Raw genomic sequence first — 17860 nt, 5'->3', positions numbered from 1 at the left:
GCTCCCCCATAATCCCCAACGGATACTGAACAGGCATCTCCCAGCCCGCAAAATCAACCATCTTTCCACCCAACTCAACATGAAGAGAGTAAAGTGGAGTGCGATTCGGTGAAGTCATTTTTCTAACCTTTCAATCAGCGGGATTGGTCGCGAACGACCGTCACTGTGCAGTGCGCATTCCGCACCACCCGTGCCAGGTTCGGACCAATTTCATAGTTCGGGAAGTCGCCCTTGGTGGAGGCCATGACGATCAGATCAAACCCCTCTTTATAGGCGAGTTTCAGGATTTCACGGTAAACGCTGCCTTCTTCAATATGGATCGCAACATCAGAGGCATCACCGTGGTCCAGAATGGCCTGAACCGCGTTGCGGACATGATCCTTTGCTCCAGCGCCATAGTTCGCGGGCAGGTTCGGAAGTTGGATAATCTCGGGGATGACGGCAACTGCATGCAGTTCGGCACCGTAGAATTTCGCCTGTTCCAAAGCGACCGGCAGAGCCAATTTCCAGGAACGGTCATCGGTATGATCAATGGGCAGCAGGATTTTCGTGGCCATCACGTCTCTCCTCGAGATATGGAATTCTATTTCAAAGGCGGGGGGCCGGGTTGGCCCCCCGTTTTGGTCGGGCCGAACTTATTCGGCAGGTTTTGCCTCCGGCTCTTCTGACTGGCCGCCCGAGGCGAAGAACTCTTTCGTCAGTTTGAAGACGATCGGGCTCAACAGGGCCAGGGCGATCAGGTTCGGAATAGCCATCATGGCGTTCAACGTGTCTGCCAGCAGCCAGATGAAGCCCAGATCTGCGGTTGCGCCGAAGTAGATCATGACGATCCACAGAACGCGGTAGGGCATCAGGGATTTCACACCCAGTAGGAACTCGACGCATTTTTCGCCATAGAAGGACCAGCCAAGGATGGTGGTGAAGGCAAAGATCGACAGAGCGATGGCGATCAGATACCCACCGATACCTGGTAGCGACAGTTCAAACGCGTGGCTGGTCAGAGCCGCACCGGATTCACCCGATGTCCAAGCTCCCGACGCGATGATTGCCAGACCTGTGATCGAGCAGACGATGATGGTGTCTATGAACGTACCCAGCATCGCTATCAGGCCCTGGTTTACCGGACCTTTGGTCTCGGCAGCGGCGTGCGCAATTGGGGCGGAACCCAGACCGGCTTCGTTCGAGAACACACCACGTGCCACACCAAAGCGGATGGCGGCCCAAACGGCTGCACCCGCGAAACCACCTTCTGCGGCGGACGGAGTGAACGCGTAGGTGAAGACCAGCGACAGCGCATGTCCGATGTTGCCGATGTTGATCAGCAGAACCAGCAGGCCCGCGATGATATAAGCAACGGCCATAAACGGAACCAGCTTACCGGCAACCGCACCAATGCGAGTGATACCGCCCAGGATGACAGCTGCAGTCAGAACCATCAGAACAACGCCAGTGACCGAGGTGTTCAGACCAAAGTTCGCTTCAAGAACCTGTGCCACACCGTTTGCCTGTACGCCGTTGCCGATGCCGAAGGCGGCGATCGCGCCGAACAGGGCGAATGCTACACCCAGCCAAGCCCATTTTGCGCCGAGTCCATTCTTGATGTAGTACATCGGGCCGCCGACATAGTTACCCAACTCGTCTTTTTCACGATATTTCACGGCGCAGACAGCTTCGGCGTATTTGGTGGCCATGCCCACCAGGGCGGTCATCCACATCCAGAACAAGGCGCCTGGACCGCCCAGGAAGACAGCAGTGGCCACACCAGCGATGTTACCTGTACCGATGGTTGCCGACAGCGAGGTCATCAGCGCGTTGAATGGGCTGATCTGCCCTTCGCCCTGACCTTCCCGGCCTTTGAACAACAGGCTGAAGCCCGTGCCAATGCGCAGAATCGGCATGAATTTCAGCCCGACCTGCAGGAAGAAGCCAACGCCAAGGATGAGCACCAGCATCAGCGGCCCCCACACGACGCCATTGATGGCCCCTACGATTGAATTTAACGCTTCCATGGTATTCCTCCCTAGTGCGTCTGGTTATGCCCCGGCAGCAATTGCTCGTTGGCGAGCTTGCTTGAGGGCGGCAAAGTCTTCGTCCGCATGGAACGACGAACGGGTCAGCGGGGTGGCCGACACGTGTAGAAAGCCCTTGGAGCGCGCGATCTGCTCCAGCTGGGCGAACTCTTCCGGTGACCAGAACCGGTCGATCGGGTGATGTTTCGGGGTCGGTTGCAGGTATTGCCCGACTGTCAGGAAATCGACATTTGCGGCGCGCAGGTCATCCATCACTTGGCGGACGTCACTGAGGCTTTCGCCAAGGCCGACCATCAGGCCGGATTTCGTAAAGATCTCAGGGTTTGCGCGCTTGGCATCGTCCAACAGGCGCAAAGACGTATAGTACCGCGCGCCGGGACGAACCGTTGGGTAAAGATGCGGCACAGTTTCCAGATTGTGGTTGAAAACGTCCGGCGCTGCTTCAAATACCAGATCTGCGGCAGGCCCTTTTCCCAAGAAGTCCGGAGTTAGAACTTCGACGGTGGTTTCAGGGTTTTGGTGCCGCACCGCTCGGATGGTCTGCGCGATATGTTCGGCGCCGCCGTCATCCAAGTCATCGCGGTCAACCGATGTGATCACCACATGACGAAGCCCCAGCTTCTTGACGGCCGCCGCGACACGGCCCGGTTCGAACACATCCAATGCATCCGGTCGACCGGTGGCCACGTTGCAGAAGGAACAGCCACGCGTGCAAACCTCGCCCATGATCATCATGGTGGCGTGGCGCTTGGACCAGCACTCGCCGATATTGGGACAGGCGGCCTCTTCGCAAACCGTCGCCAGGTTATGCTCGCGCATCAAGCGGCGGGTTTCATAGTACTCGGTGCTGTCGCCCTTTTTCTTGCGAATCCACTTGGGCTTGCGGGGAATGACACTATCTGCCTTCTTGGCTTTTTCGGGGTGGCGGGGGCGAAGCTGGATGGTCATCTGGCGGCTCCTTCTTACGCGTGGATCGCGCGACCCATGGCGTCGAGGCAGGCTTCTTTGACCGCCTCGCCCATAGCTGGATGTGCATGACAGGTGGAGGCGACTTCGGCGACGGTGGCACCTTTGGTCATCGCCAGAACGAGTTCCGCGATCAGATCACCGCCATGCGCACCGCAAATATGCGCGCCTAGTATTTTGCCGTTCGGTTCAGCCAAAACCTTGACCGCGCCGTCGGTTTCTCCTGTCGACCGTGCGCGCGAGTTGGCCATGAACGCGAATTTGCCGACCGCGTATTCGGCACCGGCTTCTTTCAGCGCCTCTTCAGTCACACCGACCGAGGCGACCTCAGGGTCGGTGTAAACGACACCCGGTACGGTGTTGTAGTCGACATGGCCGCCCAGCCCCGCCAACATCTCAACGCAGGCAACGCCGTCTTCTTCGGCCTTATGGGCCAGCATCGGTCCGGGGACGCAGTCCCCGATCGCATAGATGCCGGGAACCGATGTGCGGAAGCTGTTGTCCACTTGGACAAAGCCGCGCGGGTCAAGAGCTATCCCCAGTTCTTCCAGCCCCAACCCGCGCGTGACGGGTCGGCGTCCGACGGCGATCAGAACCTTGTCGGCTTCGATCACCTCTTCCTTGTCTTTGCCGACCCGGTCCAGAGTAAGCGTCAATCCGGTTTCAGACTTTTCAATGGCCTTCAGCGCACGTCCCAACTGGAACTTCAGGCCGCGTTTGCTGAGCGCGCGCTGCGCCAGTTTCGCAATCTCACCGTCAATACCGGGCAGAACGCGGTCCAGATATTCAACTACTGTGACTTTGGCCCCAAGACGCGCCCAAACCTGACCCAACTCAAGCCCGATCACACCTGCCCCGACGACAACCAGATGATCCGGCACCGTGTCCAGCGACAATGCACCGGTAGAACTGAGAACATCCTTCTCATCGATCTCGATACCGTTCAGCGGTGTCGGTTCAGACCCTGTGGCGATCAGGATATTCTTGGCCTCATAGATATCGTCGCCAACCTGCACTTGCCCGTCCGCCGGAATGCGGGCCCAGCCTTCGATCAGCTCAACGCCGTTCTTTTTGAACAGAAAACCGATGCCCTTGGTCAGATCGCCAACGATCTTGTCCTTGCGCCCCATCATTGACGGCACGTCGATGCTGGCCCCCTCGACGGCAATGCCATGGGAGGAGAGATGTGCAAGCTCGGCATATTTGGCCGAGGAGGTCAGCAACGCTTTGGAGGGGATGCACCCAACATTCAAACAGGTTCCGCCCAGCGCCCCACGCCCTTCCACGCAAGCCACTTTCATACCCAGTTGAGCCGCGCGGATCGCAGCAACATAACCGCCAGGGCCGCCCCCGATGACGATGAGATCGTAAATGCTCATTGGGTGTTCTTTCAGTAGATTGGATAGTTGTCGCAGAGGGCGCGGACTTTTGCGCGGGTCTCGGCTTCGATGGTTGCATCGCCTTCAGGAGACTCACGTAGCGCATCGAGAACATCACCGATCAAATGGCCGATCTGAGTGAACTCTTCAGGCCCAAACCCGCGGCTACATCCAGCGGCTGTTCCCAGCCGGATACCGCTTGTGATCGTCGGCTTTTCCGGATCACCCGGAACGCTGTTCTTGTTGCATGTGAATCCGGCGCGCTCGAGCGCAGCTTCTGCATCTTTGCCGGTAACGCCAAGCGGCCGCAGATCAACCAGCATAAGGTGGTTTTCTGTGCCGCCCGAAACGATATCACAGCCACGCGCCATCATGACGTTGGCCAAAGCGGTGGCGCTGTCGACGACGCGCTGCATGTATTCCTTGAACTCTGGCTTCAACGCTTCGCCAAAAGCGACGGCCTTACCTGCGATCACGTGCATCAAGGGGCCGCCCTGAAGTCCGGGGAACACAGCAGAGTTGATCTTTTTCGCCAACGCCTCGTCATTCGTCAAAATAATCCCGCCGCGCGGACCGCGCAGGGTCTTGTGGGTCGTCGAGGTGACCACATGCGCGTGACCAATTGGCGAGGGGTGCAGCCCGGTCGCAACCAGACCCGCGATATGCGCCATGTCGGCCAGCAGCCAGGCACCAACCTCATCCGCGATCGCACGGAACCGAGCGAAATCGATCTTTTGCGAATAGGCCGATGCGCCCGCGATGATCAGCTTTGGCTTTTCAGACCTGGCCAACGCTTCGACTTGGTCATAGTCGATGAGCCCCTCGTCCGTCAGACCATATTGAACCGGGTGAAACCACTTGCCCGACTGCGCAGGCTTGGCACCGTGCGTCAGGTGACCACCGGCATCAAGCGACATGCCAAGGATCGTGTCACCGGGGCTGAGCAGCGCAAGCTTCACCGCTCCGTTTGCCTGCGCGCCAGAGTGTGGCTGAACGTTGGCGAACTCACAGCCGAACAACGTCTTCAATCGTTCGATCGCTTCAACCTCAACCTCATCCACATATTCGCACCCGCCGTAGTAGCGGCGACCGGGATAGCCCTCAGCGTACTTGTTCGTGAGCACAGAACCTTGCGCGTCGATCACAGCCTGCGAGACGATATTCTCGGACGCGATAAGCTCGATCTGTTCTGCTTGGCGCTTGCCTTCACGTGCAATGGAAGCAGCAATAATCGGATCTGCATCTTTGAGCGATTTTGTAAACAAGGTTCCCTCCTCCATACTCGAATCCCAAGTACGAAATTTTGTTTCCTATAGTGGAAATCGGATACTCAAGGCAACATATATCTCGTACTTGTGAAGTTGTGTAAGGATGGGGAAATCTGTAACCTGCGGAAAATCAGGGAGATTTCTATGGTCGATGACAGCTTGAACGACGCCGTCGGGCCGGATGAACAGGACGAAGGCGCTGCTTTGGGGCGTTCAATCCGGGATGCGCGCCGTGCAAAAGGGTGGACGTTGGAGGAAGCCGGACGGGCGGCGGGAATCGGTCGCTCGACACTTTCCAAGATCGAAAACAACCAGACGCGACCCAGCTTCGATATTGTTCGCAGGCTGACTCAAGCGCTGGAAATGAGCACCCCGCAGCTGTTCCTGCAATCAGGCCAAAGCGGTATTTCGGGCCGCCGCGATTACACTCCAAAAGGCCAGGGCGAGATGAAGGACACACCGACATATCTGCACGAGTTGCTCTGCTCTGAACTCACCAGCAAGCGAATGCTGCCTTATATCGCGACGATCAAAGCCCGTGATGTGTCTGAATTCGAGAACTGGATCAGACATTCGGGTGAAGAATTTATGTATGTGATCAGCGGTGAGCTAACCTTTATTTCGGAACACTATCGCCCATTGACCATGAAGGCCGGGGATTCCTTGTACTACGATAGCGGAATGGGTCACGGCTGCATTTCAACCAGCAAAGAGGACGCAAAAGTCTTGTGGGTTTCGCTAGAGTGATCTGAGCGCACAGTCGGTTGGACTCATATGTCGCTGCTGCATAAACAACGCACCCGCGCCTCCGCTAAGTTGCCCATCGGCGAGACTCTGAGCCATACTGCCAAGCACTAGGACGGACTGATCGTCTTCCTCCACGATGATTGATTGAAACTGGATTTCAACAGCGTCAAATGGACAATCCGTTTAATAGCCCTGATCAGGACAAACGCGTTGTTCGCTAGACACAAGACCGGAGTTCAAAATTGGGCATTCCTCGCCTCAATGAACGAAACCTACAAACTCAATGGCGTGGACCGCCCCGCCTAGCTCGCCCGAATGCTGATCGCTATTGCAAGCGGTCACAAACAGGCAAACATCGCCAGCCTGATGCCCTGGAACTATCCCGCTGACGTGTGACAAGTTCACGTTTTATGGTCCAAGCTTTATTCGGACGGATAACTGGCACCTAAGTGACCTGTCTTCGTAGGGCTGAGATACTTTGACTCGAGTTCAGGACAGCTAGCTAAATTCGTTCAAGTGCGGTTTCGACTTGGCCGCAAAACTTTTCAATATCGCGCTTTAGCATATCGCTTTCTCGTGTTTCATCTCTGACCGCGGCCAGTTCATCTGCAACCATACGAACATCTTCAAACGGAGCTGCCTCCGCGATGCGCACCTGAGCTCGAATAAGGGCGGCCGTTACGAGCCCATTGCCCCTGGCTGCGCGTCTCAGTGCCGGCATTGAGTCGCGAAACAAAGACTCTGCCGTGATCGACGGGTAAACCACCCGCACGGTTCCGGCGTCATCCCGATACACGCCCGTGCAGAGCTTTGACGACCACGCTCGAGCCAGAGACGCCGATAGACGGTCGATGCAGACTATTGCGGTGAACGTGTCGTTGACACCTGGCGACAGAGCCCGAAGTGCGATTTCAACGAGAAGATGAACAGAAAAGCGGATATCTCCGTTAGGATCTCGCGCGGGGATTAACGGAGCTGCCGCTTGCACCAGATGATCGAGGCTTTCGTCACTATCACCATAAACATAGGCCAAAGTGTCCGATGGAACCATAAAGTCTCCTGGCTGCACATCAAAAACGACGACTGCTCCGGCTTCCTTGGCCGCACTCACCAGACCTTCGGTATTGATCGAATTCACATATCCAGTGCCCGAAGCCAAGACTTGGCGCTTGTCTCCCTCCTCAGGGACTGCCTTTGAAGATGGAATATCTGCACTGTTTTCGATTGCGGCGCTCACTTGGCGATCCAAGGCCTCAGAAATCCGCGCCGCCTCCTGATCAATGGTTACGCGCGTCGATACTGTGTGAACGAAAAGAAGCAGTAGTAGAACTGAGGTGATCGAATAGATCATACCAATCGCAACGGCCAAATTAACGAATGTGTCATCGCGTATCAGCCACAGGATCATCAAGCTGTATAAGAACGTTGCTCCAAGTGAGCCAACTGCAATCTGATTTACCCTGTCTTCGCCAAAACGCTGCAAGAGCCTGGGTCCAATAGATCCTGCCGCCAAAGTGTAAACCAGCAGAACAATGGAATAGACCATGACCAACGCGGACATGGATGCTGCCGAGATTGCGCTGAGAACATCGCTCGCAGTGTGATTGGAAACACTGAGCCAATCAGAAGTGAACCAACCCCAATTTATGAGCGCTTGCTCCGTCCTGAAGACAATCCCAGCCACCAAAAGCCCTGAGAGGCTTATGGCAGCAGGGATGGTTAGGAACCCGCGAAAGTACCTCACTAATTCTCTAGGTGTTTGCATTCCGGTCCCCATTCACGACACGAGCATTGTTCACAAACTCAGCTTTATGCGAACCGGTCCGCCGCTTCTTTCAAAGCACTCTGCATATCGCCCCATGCAGCCTCGTAGCCCTCTTTGACGTCTTCCCAGGCCTCGTCGCTGGTCGACTTCAAGTCATTCAGTTGAGCCTCTGCGTCAGACCTTGCCTTGTAGAGCTTACTGAGCTGCTCCTCGAGCTCGAGTTTGGCGTCCGCTTCGGCCACCTTCAGCTTGGCTTCGAGAACATCAATTTGAGCATTCCAGCTATCCAGTTGCAGCTGCGCCTTTTTCTCGTACCCGACGCGTGTCATCAAATTTTCCTTTCGTCTCAAACTTTGGTTCATATCAATGGGAGCTGCCAATTAGGCCGCAACAATTGCCTTGAGCATCCAGACCGCTTCCTCATGCTTCGCCATCCTAGCGTTCATCAAATCCTCTGTAGCCCCATCGCCATAACGGGCAGCGGTCGCGGCAGTCTCACGCAGGTTCCGGGCAATCGCTTCGTGGTCCGCAACCAACTGGTTGATCATACCCTCTGCGTTTTTGACCGTTTCTTCTTCGGTCAGCTTGGCGTGGCTAACCATGTCCGTGAACGAGATCGGGGCCACCTGACCTAGAGCGCGCACACGCTCGGCCAAATCATCCGCAGCTTCAAACAGGTCGCAATACTGACGCTCTGTAAGTTCATGGATCGGCAAGAAGAGTGGGCCCACGACGTTCCAATGTGTGCCTTGCGTTTTCACCATCAGAACCATTGTATCGGCCAGCACTTCCGTCACCGCGTTGGCGATCCATGCGTTTTTGTCGATACCTGTGTCGTTGGTTTCTTCCTGAACTTCAGACTTCAAAACTTGCTGTATCATTTTCACTCCGTTTCGTTGCTTGTGGAGTAAAACCTAAAAGCGAAAAAATATTTTTCAAATAAAATCATATACTTATTATAGGTATCCGACGCATCATGCAGCGCTTCATGATCCTGGGTATCCAGCCCAACTTGCCAACATTGATGTAGACACGCAGGCCCAATGCCATACATGCTTGGAGTAACTGACGTAAGCTACTGAGGTCATACCAGTGTCTGATCAAAATCGACCACCAAAGCGCACAGAAAAACTGCAACTGATGCTCGACCTCGAGGAGCTTAAAGCCATTGATGATTGGCGGTTCGAAAACAGATTACCTTCCAGAGCGGCCGCCATTCGAGAACTAATCCGCCGCGGTCTGATTTCCAACGAGTTCGCAGAGCCACCTACTGACGCGCCTTCCGGCGAGTTTCGTGTTGTGGACGAGTGACAGGAAAACCCACAGAGCAATCCAGTGACGCCAGTGGTGGACCAACATGGCATGAGCGATCAAACGATCCTATACGTCAGCATCTATTCATCGGTGAAAGGGTATGAGGCGCCCCAACATCTGAGAGTTGGCCGCGTTATCAACCGCATCTTTTTTCAGATGGTGATGACGCCTCGCCATACCGAAAGGCGCGTACGACCAGTTTTGTCAAAGCCCGGCTCGGGTAGATCGGCCAACTGAACATGGGGGGCTGCTGCAGATCCAATCCAAGCCTCGGAGGTATCAAAAAGTGCCGCGTTCACCGGGTGCGCCGGACGAATTGTCAACAGCCCCAAGCTGATCGGTACGATCGTCCATAGTGGCGGGCTTTCTGGTAGAGATGACCGGCTCGCGCAAATCAATTGAATCGAAACACGGGGAACTTGACATGTGAAGCTCCGCAAGAGCCGAACAGGAAGAGGGGGGCAGCCAGCACCCCCGCAAAGACTGTCAGGCTTTGATCAGATGCCCGCCATCGATATCCAGCACAGAACCTGTCAGGAAACCGTTGGTCATTGCCATGATGACAGCTTGAGCGATTTCGCTGGCCCTGCCGACGCGGCCAACAGGGAGCGATCCACCAACCTGTGCGTACATGCCTTCACGTGCCTCTTCTGGCATGCCTGCATAGGCTTCGGTCGCAACCATTCCGGGGCTGATGCAGTTGACGCGGGACTTACCCGCCAGTTCTTGCGCGAGCCCCATGGTCAAAGCCTCAACAGCCGCGTTCACCGCACCTAGACCGGTCGCGCCGGCCGATGGGCGGCGGCTCAGCACGCCGGAAAACAGCGTGATTGATGCGCCGTCGGCCAGATACGGCAGAACCTCGCGAGCGGTCACGTAGGGGCCAATGAATTTGGCCTCAATCATGCCGCGCAGGTCGTCAGTCGGCAGTTCAGCAAACGCGCCGTGCGCAGCGCTGGATGCCGAGATGACGAGATGATCGACCTCGCCGAGGCTGGCAGCCCATGCTTTGACAGCTGCTTCGTCAGTGGTGTCAACGGAAGCGACCGAAATGTCACCTTCAATTTCAGACGCAACGGCCGTCAGTTTCTCTTTGTTGCGGCTTGAGATTGTAACCTTGGCGCCCAAACTGGCTGCAAGTTCAGCTGTTGCCTTGCCCATACCGCTACCGCCGCCAACGATGACGACATGTTTGCCTTTTAGCGCGGTTTCAAAAACGGTTGTCACAGTTCAACTCCTCTTTCCTTCAGTGGCATTCGCACCGGATCGCCGCTCTGGGTTGGTTTGGCTGGTTGAGGATCACACTTCCAGGCCCAACTCCGGTGTTAGATACTCCGGCAACCATTGTGCCCCTTGGAGCTTTCGACCCGCCGCAATCTGAGCGTTTGTTGCTTCTGATCGGATATTTAATGCGCAGTACGAAGTTGTTGAAATGGATAAATAGAATGCAATAAATTCACCATATGAATATCAATTCTCTCGACCTCAATCTCCTCAAAGCCTTCGATGCGATGTACCGCGAACGACATGTCGGCCGCGCTGGGGCGTCTATAGGTCTTGCTCAGCCCTCCATGAGCAACGCGCTGAACCGGCTTCGCGCCAGGTTCGAAGATCCACTCTTTCAAAGGGGGCCGGGCGGAATGGTGCCAACCAGCCGTGCGGAAGAATTGGCGCCAAAAGTGCAAGGCGCGCTGACGATCGTTTCCGAAATGCTGGAGCAAACCGAGTTTGATCCCAAACACGCCCAAGGCCAAATCACCGTTGCAGCTTCGGATTTAGCAATTCTTCGTTTGGCGCCTGCGATGGTCACTTACTTTGCAGAACACGCACCAAATCTTAGCCTGATCTTCGTACCGATGAACAAAACGGATCTGATTGATCAATTGGATGCCGAAACAGTGACGTTGGCCATTGGTACATTTGGTCAGCTTCCTGCGCGGTTTCATCGACGGACGATTGTGCCGGACAGTTTTGTATGTATCGCCCGCCGCGATCACCCTTTGACCCGAGATGGTTTGACACTTGAGTCGTTCCTAGAGGCTCGTCATGCATTGATGACACTGAACAATGACAAAATCGGTTTTGTAGATAAGGCACTAAAGAAGCTTGGAAAAGCTCGGCAAGTGGTTTTGACCTGCGCCCAATTTGCTCTGCTACCCGATATCGTCGCTCAATCCGACTTGATTGCAACTGTGCCAACGTCGTTGACTCCGGTTGCGCGGCGCGCTGGGTGTGACGTCTTTCCAACGCCATTGGATTTGCCGAAATGGGAAAGCGAAATGGTTTGGACCCAGAAGACAGCACATGAACCCTTGGGGCGCTTCGTTGTAGACTCATTCACTGAAATGAGCCGTTCGACGGAACTCGATCTGGGAAACGCGTTTCCTGGGGTCAGGGTTCATAGCCAATAGATGACTGTAGTTTGCCGCGCCAGCGCTGGAGAAAAAGAGGGACGCTACGCCATCTGCTTGTCGCTCAGTCAAAAAAAAACTGCTAATGCCACCGCTCTGAATTCCAAGCCGTGAATCCTGCAACGCAACGAAAATCAATACACCCTGACCTTGCGGGTCCGACTGAACGTAGCATCATCCAAAGCCTTAAAGCTACTTTGGTCCGGTCAGCCCTTTCAGAACGTAATCCGCTGTGCTTGGGCTGCTTGCGAAGGGTAGATCATAAACGATCGCTAGACGGCTCAGAGCTTTGACATCCACGTCGTGCGGCATCGGCGACATTGGGTCGATAAAAAAGAACAAACCGTCCAGCCGGCCTTCGCAGATCATTGCCCCAAGTTGCTGGTCCCCGCCTAGTGGCCCGCTATGCAGCGCGGTGACATTAAGCTCAGGCAAGGCGGCCCTGAGGCGGCCACCGGTGGTTCCGGTGGCGAACAATTCCGCCTGACTTAGGATGTCAGCATGGGACTGGGCCCATTCGACCATCAGGTCTTTCTTGGCGTCATGGGCAACCAGGGCCAGTTTGAGCGGTCTACCTGATGAATTGCTCGACATAGTCCGCCCCTAAACCAACATCCTCATAATGTTTACGGCACATGTCGATTTTAGTGAAGACGTCCTCATACCCCATGGTTTTGCCCCATGGGTCAACATACAGCATCACGCCGTTGACCTGGAAATAGGTGATCATTTCGTCGACATCATCGGGTACGATCAGAGTGTGGGTTTCGCCCGGCGGTTCGAATACATAGCCGCCTTCCTCCGCGACCCAGTCATGTTCCAGATAGTGCCATCGACCTTTCAGAACAAAACCATGAACGGGCTGCGGATGCCGATGCCTCGACAGAACCCCGGATTTCCGCACCCGCAACAGGTTCATCCAGTACCCTTGGGACCGGTTCAAGCATAGCGGTCGGAACGAGACGTTTTCGGTTTGCGGCACCCAGACCCTCTCGTCTTTGGCGACGGCTTCAGGGATGACGATCTCATCCTGCGCATCCTTGGGGAAGGGCAGTTGATAAGGCATCCTGGGATCGTCGTCGTTTCCTTGTACTGGCATCAGTTGCCCTCCTCACATTGCAGAATAGCCGCCGTCCACAGGATAGACAGCGCCGGTCACAAAAGCAGCCTCATCCGACAGTAGCCAAGCAGCCAGTGCGCCAACCTCGGATGGTTTGCCCCAACGGTCCAGCGGTGTCCGACCCAGAATAGGCTGGTTGCGGGCCGGATCGGCGCGCAGGGCCTCGGTCATTTCGGTTTCGATCCATCCGGGTGCAACTGCATTGACGCGCACGCCATCTTCAGCCCATTTCCCGGCCAAAGCCTTAGTCAACTGCGCCACGCCGCCTTTGCTGGCAGAATAAGCAGGAACAAGTGGCCCACCAAAGTAACTGAGCATCGACGCGGTGTTCACGATGGCTCCACCCGACGCGGCCAACAAGGGTTGCGCGGCCAGACAGCAGCGCATGGTACCAGTTAGGTTGATATCGATCACTGTCTCAAAAACGTCGATCTCATACTCCGCGCCACGTGCCAGAATACCTGCGCAATTGACCAGCCCGTCGAGTTTCTCGATCCCACCGAAGAACGCGGCTACGGCCTGAGTATCCCGCACATCCAACTGCGCACAGACGTCGTCAGGGTGCTGCGCAGCATATTCCGAAACCTCTTCAGCTCCGACACCGGTCGCGGTGATGCGCCATCCCTTACGGCGAAGTTCCCCTGCGATACCGGCGCCTATGCCGCGGGTGCCGCCAATTACAACGGCGTGTTTCATGGATCAGTCTCCTTCCGCAAGAAACGCCTCGACCGCGTCGCTGCGAGGCATCGGGGCAACCGCACCGTACCCTTGGGTCGAAAGCGCAGCAGCGGCGTTGGCATAGCGTGCGGCCTGAAATGGGTCGTCGCCCGCAACAATACGAGACAGGAAAGCACCGTCAAATGTGTCGCCTGCGGCCGTGGCATCCACCGCTTCGACCCGGCGGCCTTTGACACGTTCGCGCTTGTCTGGTGTCGCAACCAGGGTCCCTTCGGCCCCCAGCGTCAGGGCGACAATTTTTGCACCGAGGTTTAGGTAGAAATCCGCGATGGCATCCGGGTCGGACAAGCCTGTCAGTTGCTCGGCGTCATCCAGACCAGGAAGGGCAATATCGCATTGTGACATTGCAGCGTGCGTCACAGCACGGGCGCGTTCGATCGGCCAGAGCTTCAGGCGCAGATTGGTGTCGTAGGACACGAGGCCTCCGCCGTCCTTTACAATCTGAATGGCCCGAAACACGGTATCGGCAGCAACATCCGAAATCGCCTGACTGATCCCCGAAACGTGCAGTATCTTCGCCGATTGCAACGCCGCCACTGGCAGATCATCTGGCTCCATCCGGCTACTGGCCGAGCCTGCGCGGAAATAACTAAACTCATGCCCGTTCGCGCCATGCGTCACAAAGTAGACCCCGGTATGAGCATCCGCGACCTGACGCGCGGTCGAGGTGTCGATGCCCTCGGCTTTCCACAGGTCCATAAAGGAATTGCCGAACGTATCCGCGCCGATATGCGTCACATAGCCGACGGACGCACCCTGACGCGCGGCGGCGATTGCGCAGTTCGAGGTGTCACCGCCATGTCCCGGCAGGTAGTTCCCGTCAGGCTGCTGGTTGAACTCCAGCATCGGCTCGCCAAGGCACAAAATATCGGGGGTCATGGTCATCTCATCTTTGCAAAAAGGGCCAGCCCCGGTGGGCTGACCAAGGGGTTTGGGAGGATCATTCGGCCGTATAACTTTGACCAACACCCGGAATCTTCCAGATACGGAAGTTCGGGATTTCGGGGTCTTCAAAGTTCATGTCGCCATCGACCCAGATATGCAGGTGGTTCGAGACCACATACATCTCGCCATCCGGACCCCAGGCCAGCGTATCCGGCCAGTTCATTTCTGGGTGGTGGACGAAACGGCTGACCTGACGGGTGGATTCATCGAACTTCATGATCCCGTCCAGCGACAGCGCGGTCATGTAGATGTTGCCTTCGTTGTCCGCCGTCATCCCATCGGTGTTGGAAGGCAGCACCGCAGCAACCTCAACCGCGTTTTCGATGACTGTCTCATTGGTTTCGAAGTCTCGCAGCACTTCGGTCGTTAGGCTATACAGGTGATTGCCCGTCAGGTTGGTCCAGTAGAGTGTTTCCTTGTCGCCCGACAGCGCGATACCATCGGCACCGGTGCGCATGCCGCCATTCTTCAGCACCGGACGGTCGTCAATGTTGAAGAAGAAATTCGGCTCATCATTGGTGAACCGGTGCTGGTCCAGAATACGACGCACCGAATTGGTGTTGCTGTCATAGACAATCAAGCCACCGTGCAGCGGGTCACAGAAGATGCCGCTGTCGGCGATATAGGCAAATCCGGTGTCGTTATCGACAGCCAGATCGTTCAGGAAAGAACACTGACGATCCGCCTCTTCCGCGGTGAAAACATAGCGCTGAATTTCCTTGTTCTCTTTCAGATCCCACAGCACAAGCTTCGCGTCGCCGTCTTCGAACGGAGGGCCTGCCACGTGGCCTTGATCGAGAATCCACATCACGTCATTGCGGTCGATCTCAAAACCCAGCACGGCCTTTAGACCATCAGGGTTGGACATGTTGTTCATTTCTTCAGACGGAAACGCCTCGAGCTCCCAAGTATCACCGTTCTTGACCAGCTTGGAGACGGTCGAGGGGATCTCTGCCCCACCCCAACGGGCGGTGGACACATAGATGTTGCCCTGGCTGTCGACCTTGGCGCCTTGAACCAACGCTTTGCCGTAAATCTCGCTGCCTTCCCAGGCGGATTTCGTTGCTTCATCCTTGACGGCATAGGGCAGAGTGTTCCATTCCGCGACGACCTCGGGCCCGTTCGCGAGCGCCGGGGTAGCCAGGACGGCGGTAAGGGCCACCGTGTTGAGCATTCGTTTCAGCATGTATTCCTCCCTTGCTGAGGTCTGGTGTCCCGCAGGTTGTTGCGAGCAACCTGCGGGGCGGTTTGTCATTTTAAATACGGCCGTATTTCGCCAGACCTTCGCGCAGCGAACCGCTTTCGATGATCAGACGTGCTTGTTCGGCTTCGCGCTCATCAATCTCGCGTGCCATTTCCAAGATGGGTTCTGCATGTTCACGAGGGACCACAACCGCACCGTCGATATCTGCAACGATGATGTCGCCTGGGTGGACAATTACACCGCCCATGTCGACTTCTACATTCGATGCCAGCGTACGAACGCGACCCAGAGTGGTGCCGGGGTTAACGCAGCGGGAATAAACCGGGAAGTCATAGTCGCGCTTGATCTCGACCAGATCCCTAACGCCACCGTCCAGAACGGCACCTTCGTGTTTGTTGGCAACGGCTCCGGCGGTCATCAGACCACCCCACAGCGCCACATCGGTGGTGCCATTGGTCGAGATCACGATGACCGAACCGGCCTCGGATTCATCGATGGCGTCAAGCGCGTGCTGCGGTGGCAGGAATTCATCGGTAGGTCCTTCCAAGATTGTCACGGCTGGACCGACGATCTTCCTTTCATTGATGCGCGGCTTGATCGAGGCAGGCAGAAATCCGGTCTTGCCGGACACCTTGTCCACGGCATCCGCGACGGATGCGGTGGCCACGTCGCGAAACCCGGCAACGAGTTCTTGGGTGTTCATGAGAGTATCCTCTTACGTTGGGAAGATTGAAAAGATGCAGCCGTGAGAGCCGCGTTGATTTGTGCGCGAGCCAAGTCGATGTGACCGGCCTCGAGCGCCTGGGCGGGCAGCAGATTTCCACCCATGCCAACGCAAAGCGCACCGGCGTTCAGATAGGATTGCGCAGTGTCAGGAGACACGCCGCCAGTCGGCATCAGGGCAAGATTGGGGAATAAGGATTTGACGGTCGTCAATGCGATTTCGGGGTCGCTATGGCGGATCACCGGGACAATTTGCGCCGATCGCAAAGTGCTGACGAAATCTACCATTTGTTCACCCAGTGATCGGGTTGCTCGTCCTCAAGGACTCTCGCGACTTCACGCGCAGCACATCGCTGCAGCACCGCAACCGAGCGTTCAGAGTACCAGGCAGCGTGGTCTGAGACGATGGTGTTGGGGCTATGCAAAAGGGGGTTGGTCGGATCGACCGGTTCCTGTTCGAACACGTCGATCCCTGCCCCGAAAATGCGGCCTTGGTGGAGGGCCTGAGCCAACGCGGCTTCGTCCACCAATCCGCCGCGCGACACGTTGATCACGATCGAGGTTGGCTTAATCTGTGCGATACGCTCAGCGTTCAGAATATGCCGTGTTTCGGGCGTGAGAGGAGCATGCAGACTGATGACGTCGGACGCCTTGCAGAGGTTGATCAAATCCACCTTTTGCACATCCGCCGCTTGGGCTGCGTCGTCGCTAAGGTAGGGGTCGAAAACCAGAACCGAAGCGAACCCCAGGGCCCGGAACTTCCGTGCCGCTTGCAGGCCGATCTTGCCGCAGCCAATCAGGCCAAGGGTGGCGTTTTCGCGGCTGGGGATCAACGCCGCTTGCCCTACCCCCCATTGACCCTGCCGCACTTCTGCATCTCGGGACGGAATACGCCTCTGCACGGCAAGATACAGTGCCAGCGCATGTTCGCTGACTTCGGTTTCCGCACCATAGTCTGGTACATTCGCAACATAGATGCCTCGCGATTGCGCGTAGTCCAAGTCGATGTTGTCGACGCCCACCCCATAGCGGACGACGACTTTCAGGTTCGGGCAGGCATCGATCACAGCCGCATCCACAATGCGTTCCCGCACAAGGATGGCAACCGGATCCAGCGCCTGCAGGGCCGGGACCGCCTCGGTTTCCGGCGCAACCGGCGCGATCTGAACATCCTGCTCGGCCAACACCGAAGCCTCGGTGTCATAGGCGGCATAACCGGGTTCAAGAATAGCGATGGTTTGGCGGTTCAT

Annotated in this window: 20 protein-coding genes and 1 pseudogene; 3 read left to right on the top strand and 18 right to left on the bottom strand. The window is 56.4% G+C overall.

The features are described from left to right. The 6 genes and pseudogenes from gcvT to glyA form a co-directional block, all read right to left on the bottom strand. A pseudogene (gcvT, locus tag ACR0NO_RS21420) lies at positions 1–118 on the bottom strand (glycine cleavage system aminomethyltransferase GcvT); the annotation flags it as partial. Between the two features lie 16 nt (positions 119–134). Beyond that, the gene (locus ACR0NO_RS21415) at positions 135–557 is read right to left on the bottom strand and encodes a universal stress protein (RefSeq protein ID WP_170637793.1); all 423 of its coding nucleotides are present in this window, start codon (positions 555–557) and stop codon (positions 135–137) included. A gap of 78 nt (positions 558–635) precedes the next feature. Further along, positions 636–2009, bottom strand: coding sequence for an alanine/glycine:cation symporter family protein (locus ACR0NO_RS21410; protein ID WP_170380688.1), 1374 nt, complete (start codon positions 2007–2009; stop codon positions 636–638). Positions 2010–2033: 24 nt separating this feature from the next. Next, entirely contained in the window at positions 2034–2978 is a 945-nt protein-coding gene (lipA, locus tag ACR0NO_RS21405; protein WP_170380687.1) for a lipoyl synthase, read from the bottom strand. A 14-nt stretch (positions 2979–2992) separates the two neighbouring features. Next, positions 2993–4375 carry a dihydrolipoyl dehydrogenase gene (gene lpdA / locus ACR0NO_RS21400; protein WP_170380686.1) on the bottom strand — a complete coding sequence of 461 codons (1383 nt, stop codon included), beginning with the start codon at positions 4373–4375 and terminating at the stop codon, positions 2993–2995. 11 nt (positions 4376–4386) lie between these two features. After that, positions 4387–5640, bottom strand: coding sequence for a serine hydroxymethyltransferase (gene glyA, locus ACR0NO_RS21395; RefSeq protein ID WP_480725559.1), 1254 nt, complete (start codon positions 5638–5640; stop codon positions 4387–4389). Between the two features lie 147 nt (positions 5641–5787). On the opposite strand from glyA, the gene ACR0NO_RS21390 reads away from it, so the two are divergent. Beyond that, a complete protein-coding gene (locus ACR0NO_RS21390) occupies positions 5788–6390 on the top strand; it encodes a helix-turn-helix domain-containing protein (RefSeq protein ID WP_480725558.1) in 603 nt (200 codons plus the stop codon). A 502-nt stretch (positions 6391–6892) separates the two neighbouring features. Here the strand turns inward: ACR0NO_RS21390 and ACR0NO_RS21385 are convergent. From ACR0NO_RS21385 to ACR0NO_RS21375, 3 genes are read right to left on the bottom strand one after another with little or no spacing between them, the layout of a single operon-like run. Continuing rightward, positions 6893–8155, bottom strand: coding sequence for a DUF2254 domain-containing protein (locus ACR0NO_RS21385; RefSeq protein WP_480725556.1), 1263 nt, complete (start codon positions 8153–8155; stop codon positions 6893–6895). Positions 8156–8199: 44 nt separating this feature from the next. Next, on the bottom strand, positions 8200–8484 hold the full coding sequence (locus ACR0NO_RS21380) for a sll1863 family stress response protein (RefSeq protein ID WP_480725554.1): 285 nt from the start codon (positions 8482–8484) through the stop codon (positions 8200–8202). 51 nt (positions 8485–8535) lie between these two features. Then, positions 8536–9036, bottom strand: a complete 501-nt coding sequence (locus ACR0NO_RS21375) for a Dps family protein (protein ID WP_480725552.1) — start codon at positions 9034–9036, stop codon at positions 8536–8538. Between the two features lie 211 nt (positions 9037–9247). On the opposite strand from ACR0NO_RS21375, the gene ACR0NO_RS21370 reads away from it, so the two are divergent. Continuing rightward, positions 9248–9466, top strand: a complete 219-nt coding sequence (locus tag ACR0NO_RS21370) for a hypothetical protein (RefSeq protein ID WP_170474859.1) — start codon at positions 9248–9250, stop codon at positions 9464–9466. 489 nt (positions 9467–9955) lie between these two features. Here the strand turns inward: ACR0NO_RS21370 and ACR0NO_RS21365 are convergent, their stop codons facing one another. Continuing rightward, positions 9956–10696 (bottom strand): SDR family oxidoreductase, encoded by a 741-nt coding sequence (locus tag ACR0NO_RS21365; protein WP_425085527.1) that lies wholly within the window; start codon positions 10694–10696, stop codon positions 9956–9958. Between the two features lie 236 nt (positions 10697–10932). Here ACR0NO_RS21365 and ACR0NO_RS21360 point away from each other — a divergent pair, with 236 nt between their 5' ends. Beyond that, the gene (locus tag ACR0NO_RS21360; protein ID WP_480725550.1) at positions 10933–11880 is read left to right on the top strand and encodes a LysR family transcriptional regulator; all 948 of its coding nucleotides are present in this window, start codon (positions 10933–10935) and stop codon (positions 11878–11880) included. A gap of 192 nt (positions 11881–12072) precedes the next feature. On the opposite strand, the gene ACR0NO_RS21355 is transcribed toward ACR0NO_RS21360, so the two are convergent. The 8 genes from ACR0NO_RS21355 to ACR0NO_RS21320 form a co-directional block, all read right to left on the bottom strand. Continuing rightward, complete coding sequence (locus tag ACR0NO_RS21355; protein ID WP_170668351.1) at positions 12073–12474, bottom strand: methylglyoxal synthase; 402 nt, start codon at positions 12472–12474, stop codon at positions 12073–12075. Continuing rightward, positions 12452–12979 carry a 2,4'-dihydroxyacetophenone dioxygenase family protein gene (locus tag ACR0NO_RS21350; protein ID WP_170668350.1) on the bottom strand — a complete coding sequence of 176 codons (528 nt, stop codon included), beginning with the start codon at positions 12977–12979 and terminating at the stop codon, positions 12452–12454. Before ACR0NO_RS21350 ends, ACR0NO_RS21355 begins: the two co-directional genes overlap by 23 nt. Before the next feature lie 12 nt (positions 12980–12991). Next, a complete protein-coding gene (locus ACR0NO_RS21345; RefSeq protein WP_480725548.1) occupies positions 12992–13696 on the bottom strand; it encodes an SDR family NAD(P)-dependent oxidoreductase in 705 nt (234 codons plus the stop codon). Positions 13697–13699: 3 nt separating this feature from the next. Beyond that, a complete protein-coding gene (locus tag ACR0NO_RS21340; RefSeq protein ID WP_480725547.1) occupies positions 13700–14617 on the bottom strand; it encodes a sugar kinase in 918 nt (305 codons plus the stop codon). Between the two features lie 61 nt (positions 14618–14678). Then, complete coding sequence (locus ACR0NO_RS21335; RefSeq protein ID WP_480725545.1) at positions 14679–15869, bottom strand: L-dopachrome tautomerase-related protein; 1191 nt, start codon at positions 15867–15869, stop codon at positions 14679–14681. A gap of 70 nt (positions 15870–15939) precedes the next feature. Then, positions 15940–16590, bottom strand: coding sequence for an RraA family protein (locus ACR0NO_RS21330; RefSeq protein WP_480725543.1), 651 nt, complete (start codon positions 16588–16590; stop codon positions 15940–15942). Continuing rightward, positions 16587–16898, bottom strand: coding sequence for a hypothetical protein (locus ACR0NO_RS21325; RefSeq protein ID WP_480725542.1), 312 nt, complete (start codon positions 16896–16898; stop codon positions 16587–16589). The genes ACR0NO_RS21330 and ACR0NO_RS21325 overlap by 4 nt, the downstream gene beginning before the upstream one ends. Then, positions 16892–17860: a C-terminal binding protein gene (locus ACR0NO_RS21320; protein WP_480725540.1), complete on the bottom strand. Its 969-nt coding sequence runs from the start codon at positions 17858–17860 to the stop codon at positions 16892–16894. The genes ACR0NO_RS21325 and ACR0NO_RS21320 overlap by 7 nt, the downstream gene beginning before the upstream one ends.

This window comes from Ruegeria sp. CL3 (assembly GCF_056536505.1).
The sequence above is the reverse complement of the archived record's forward strand: the minus strand, read 5'-3'. Positions and strand labels throughout refer to the sequence as shown.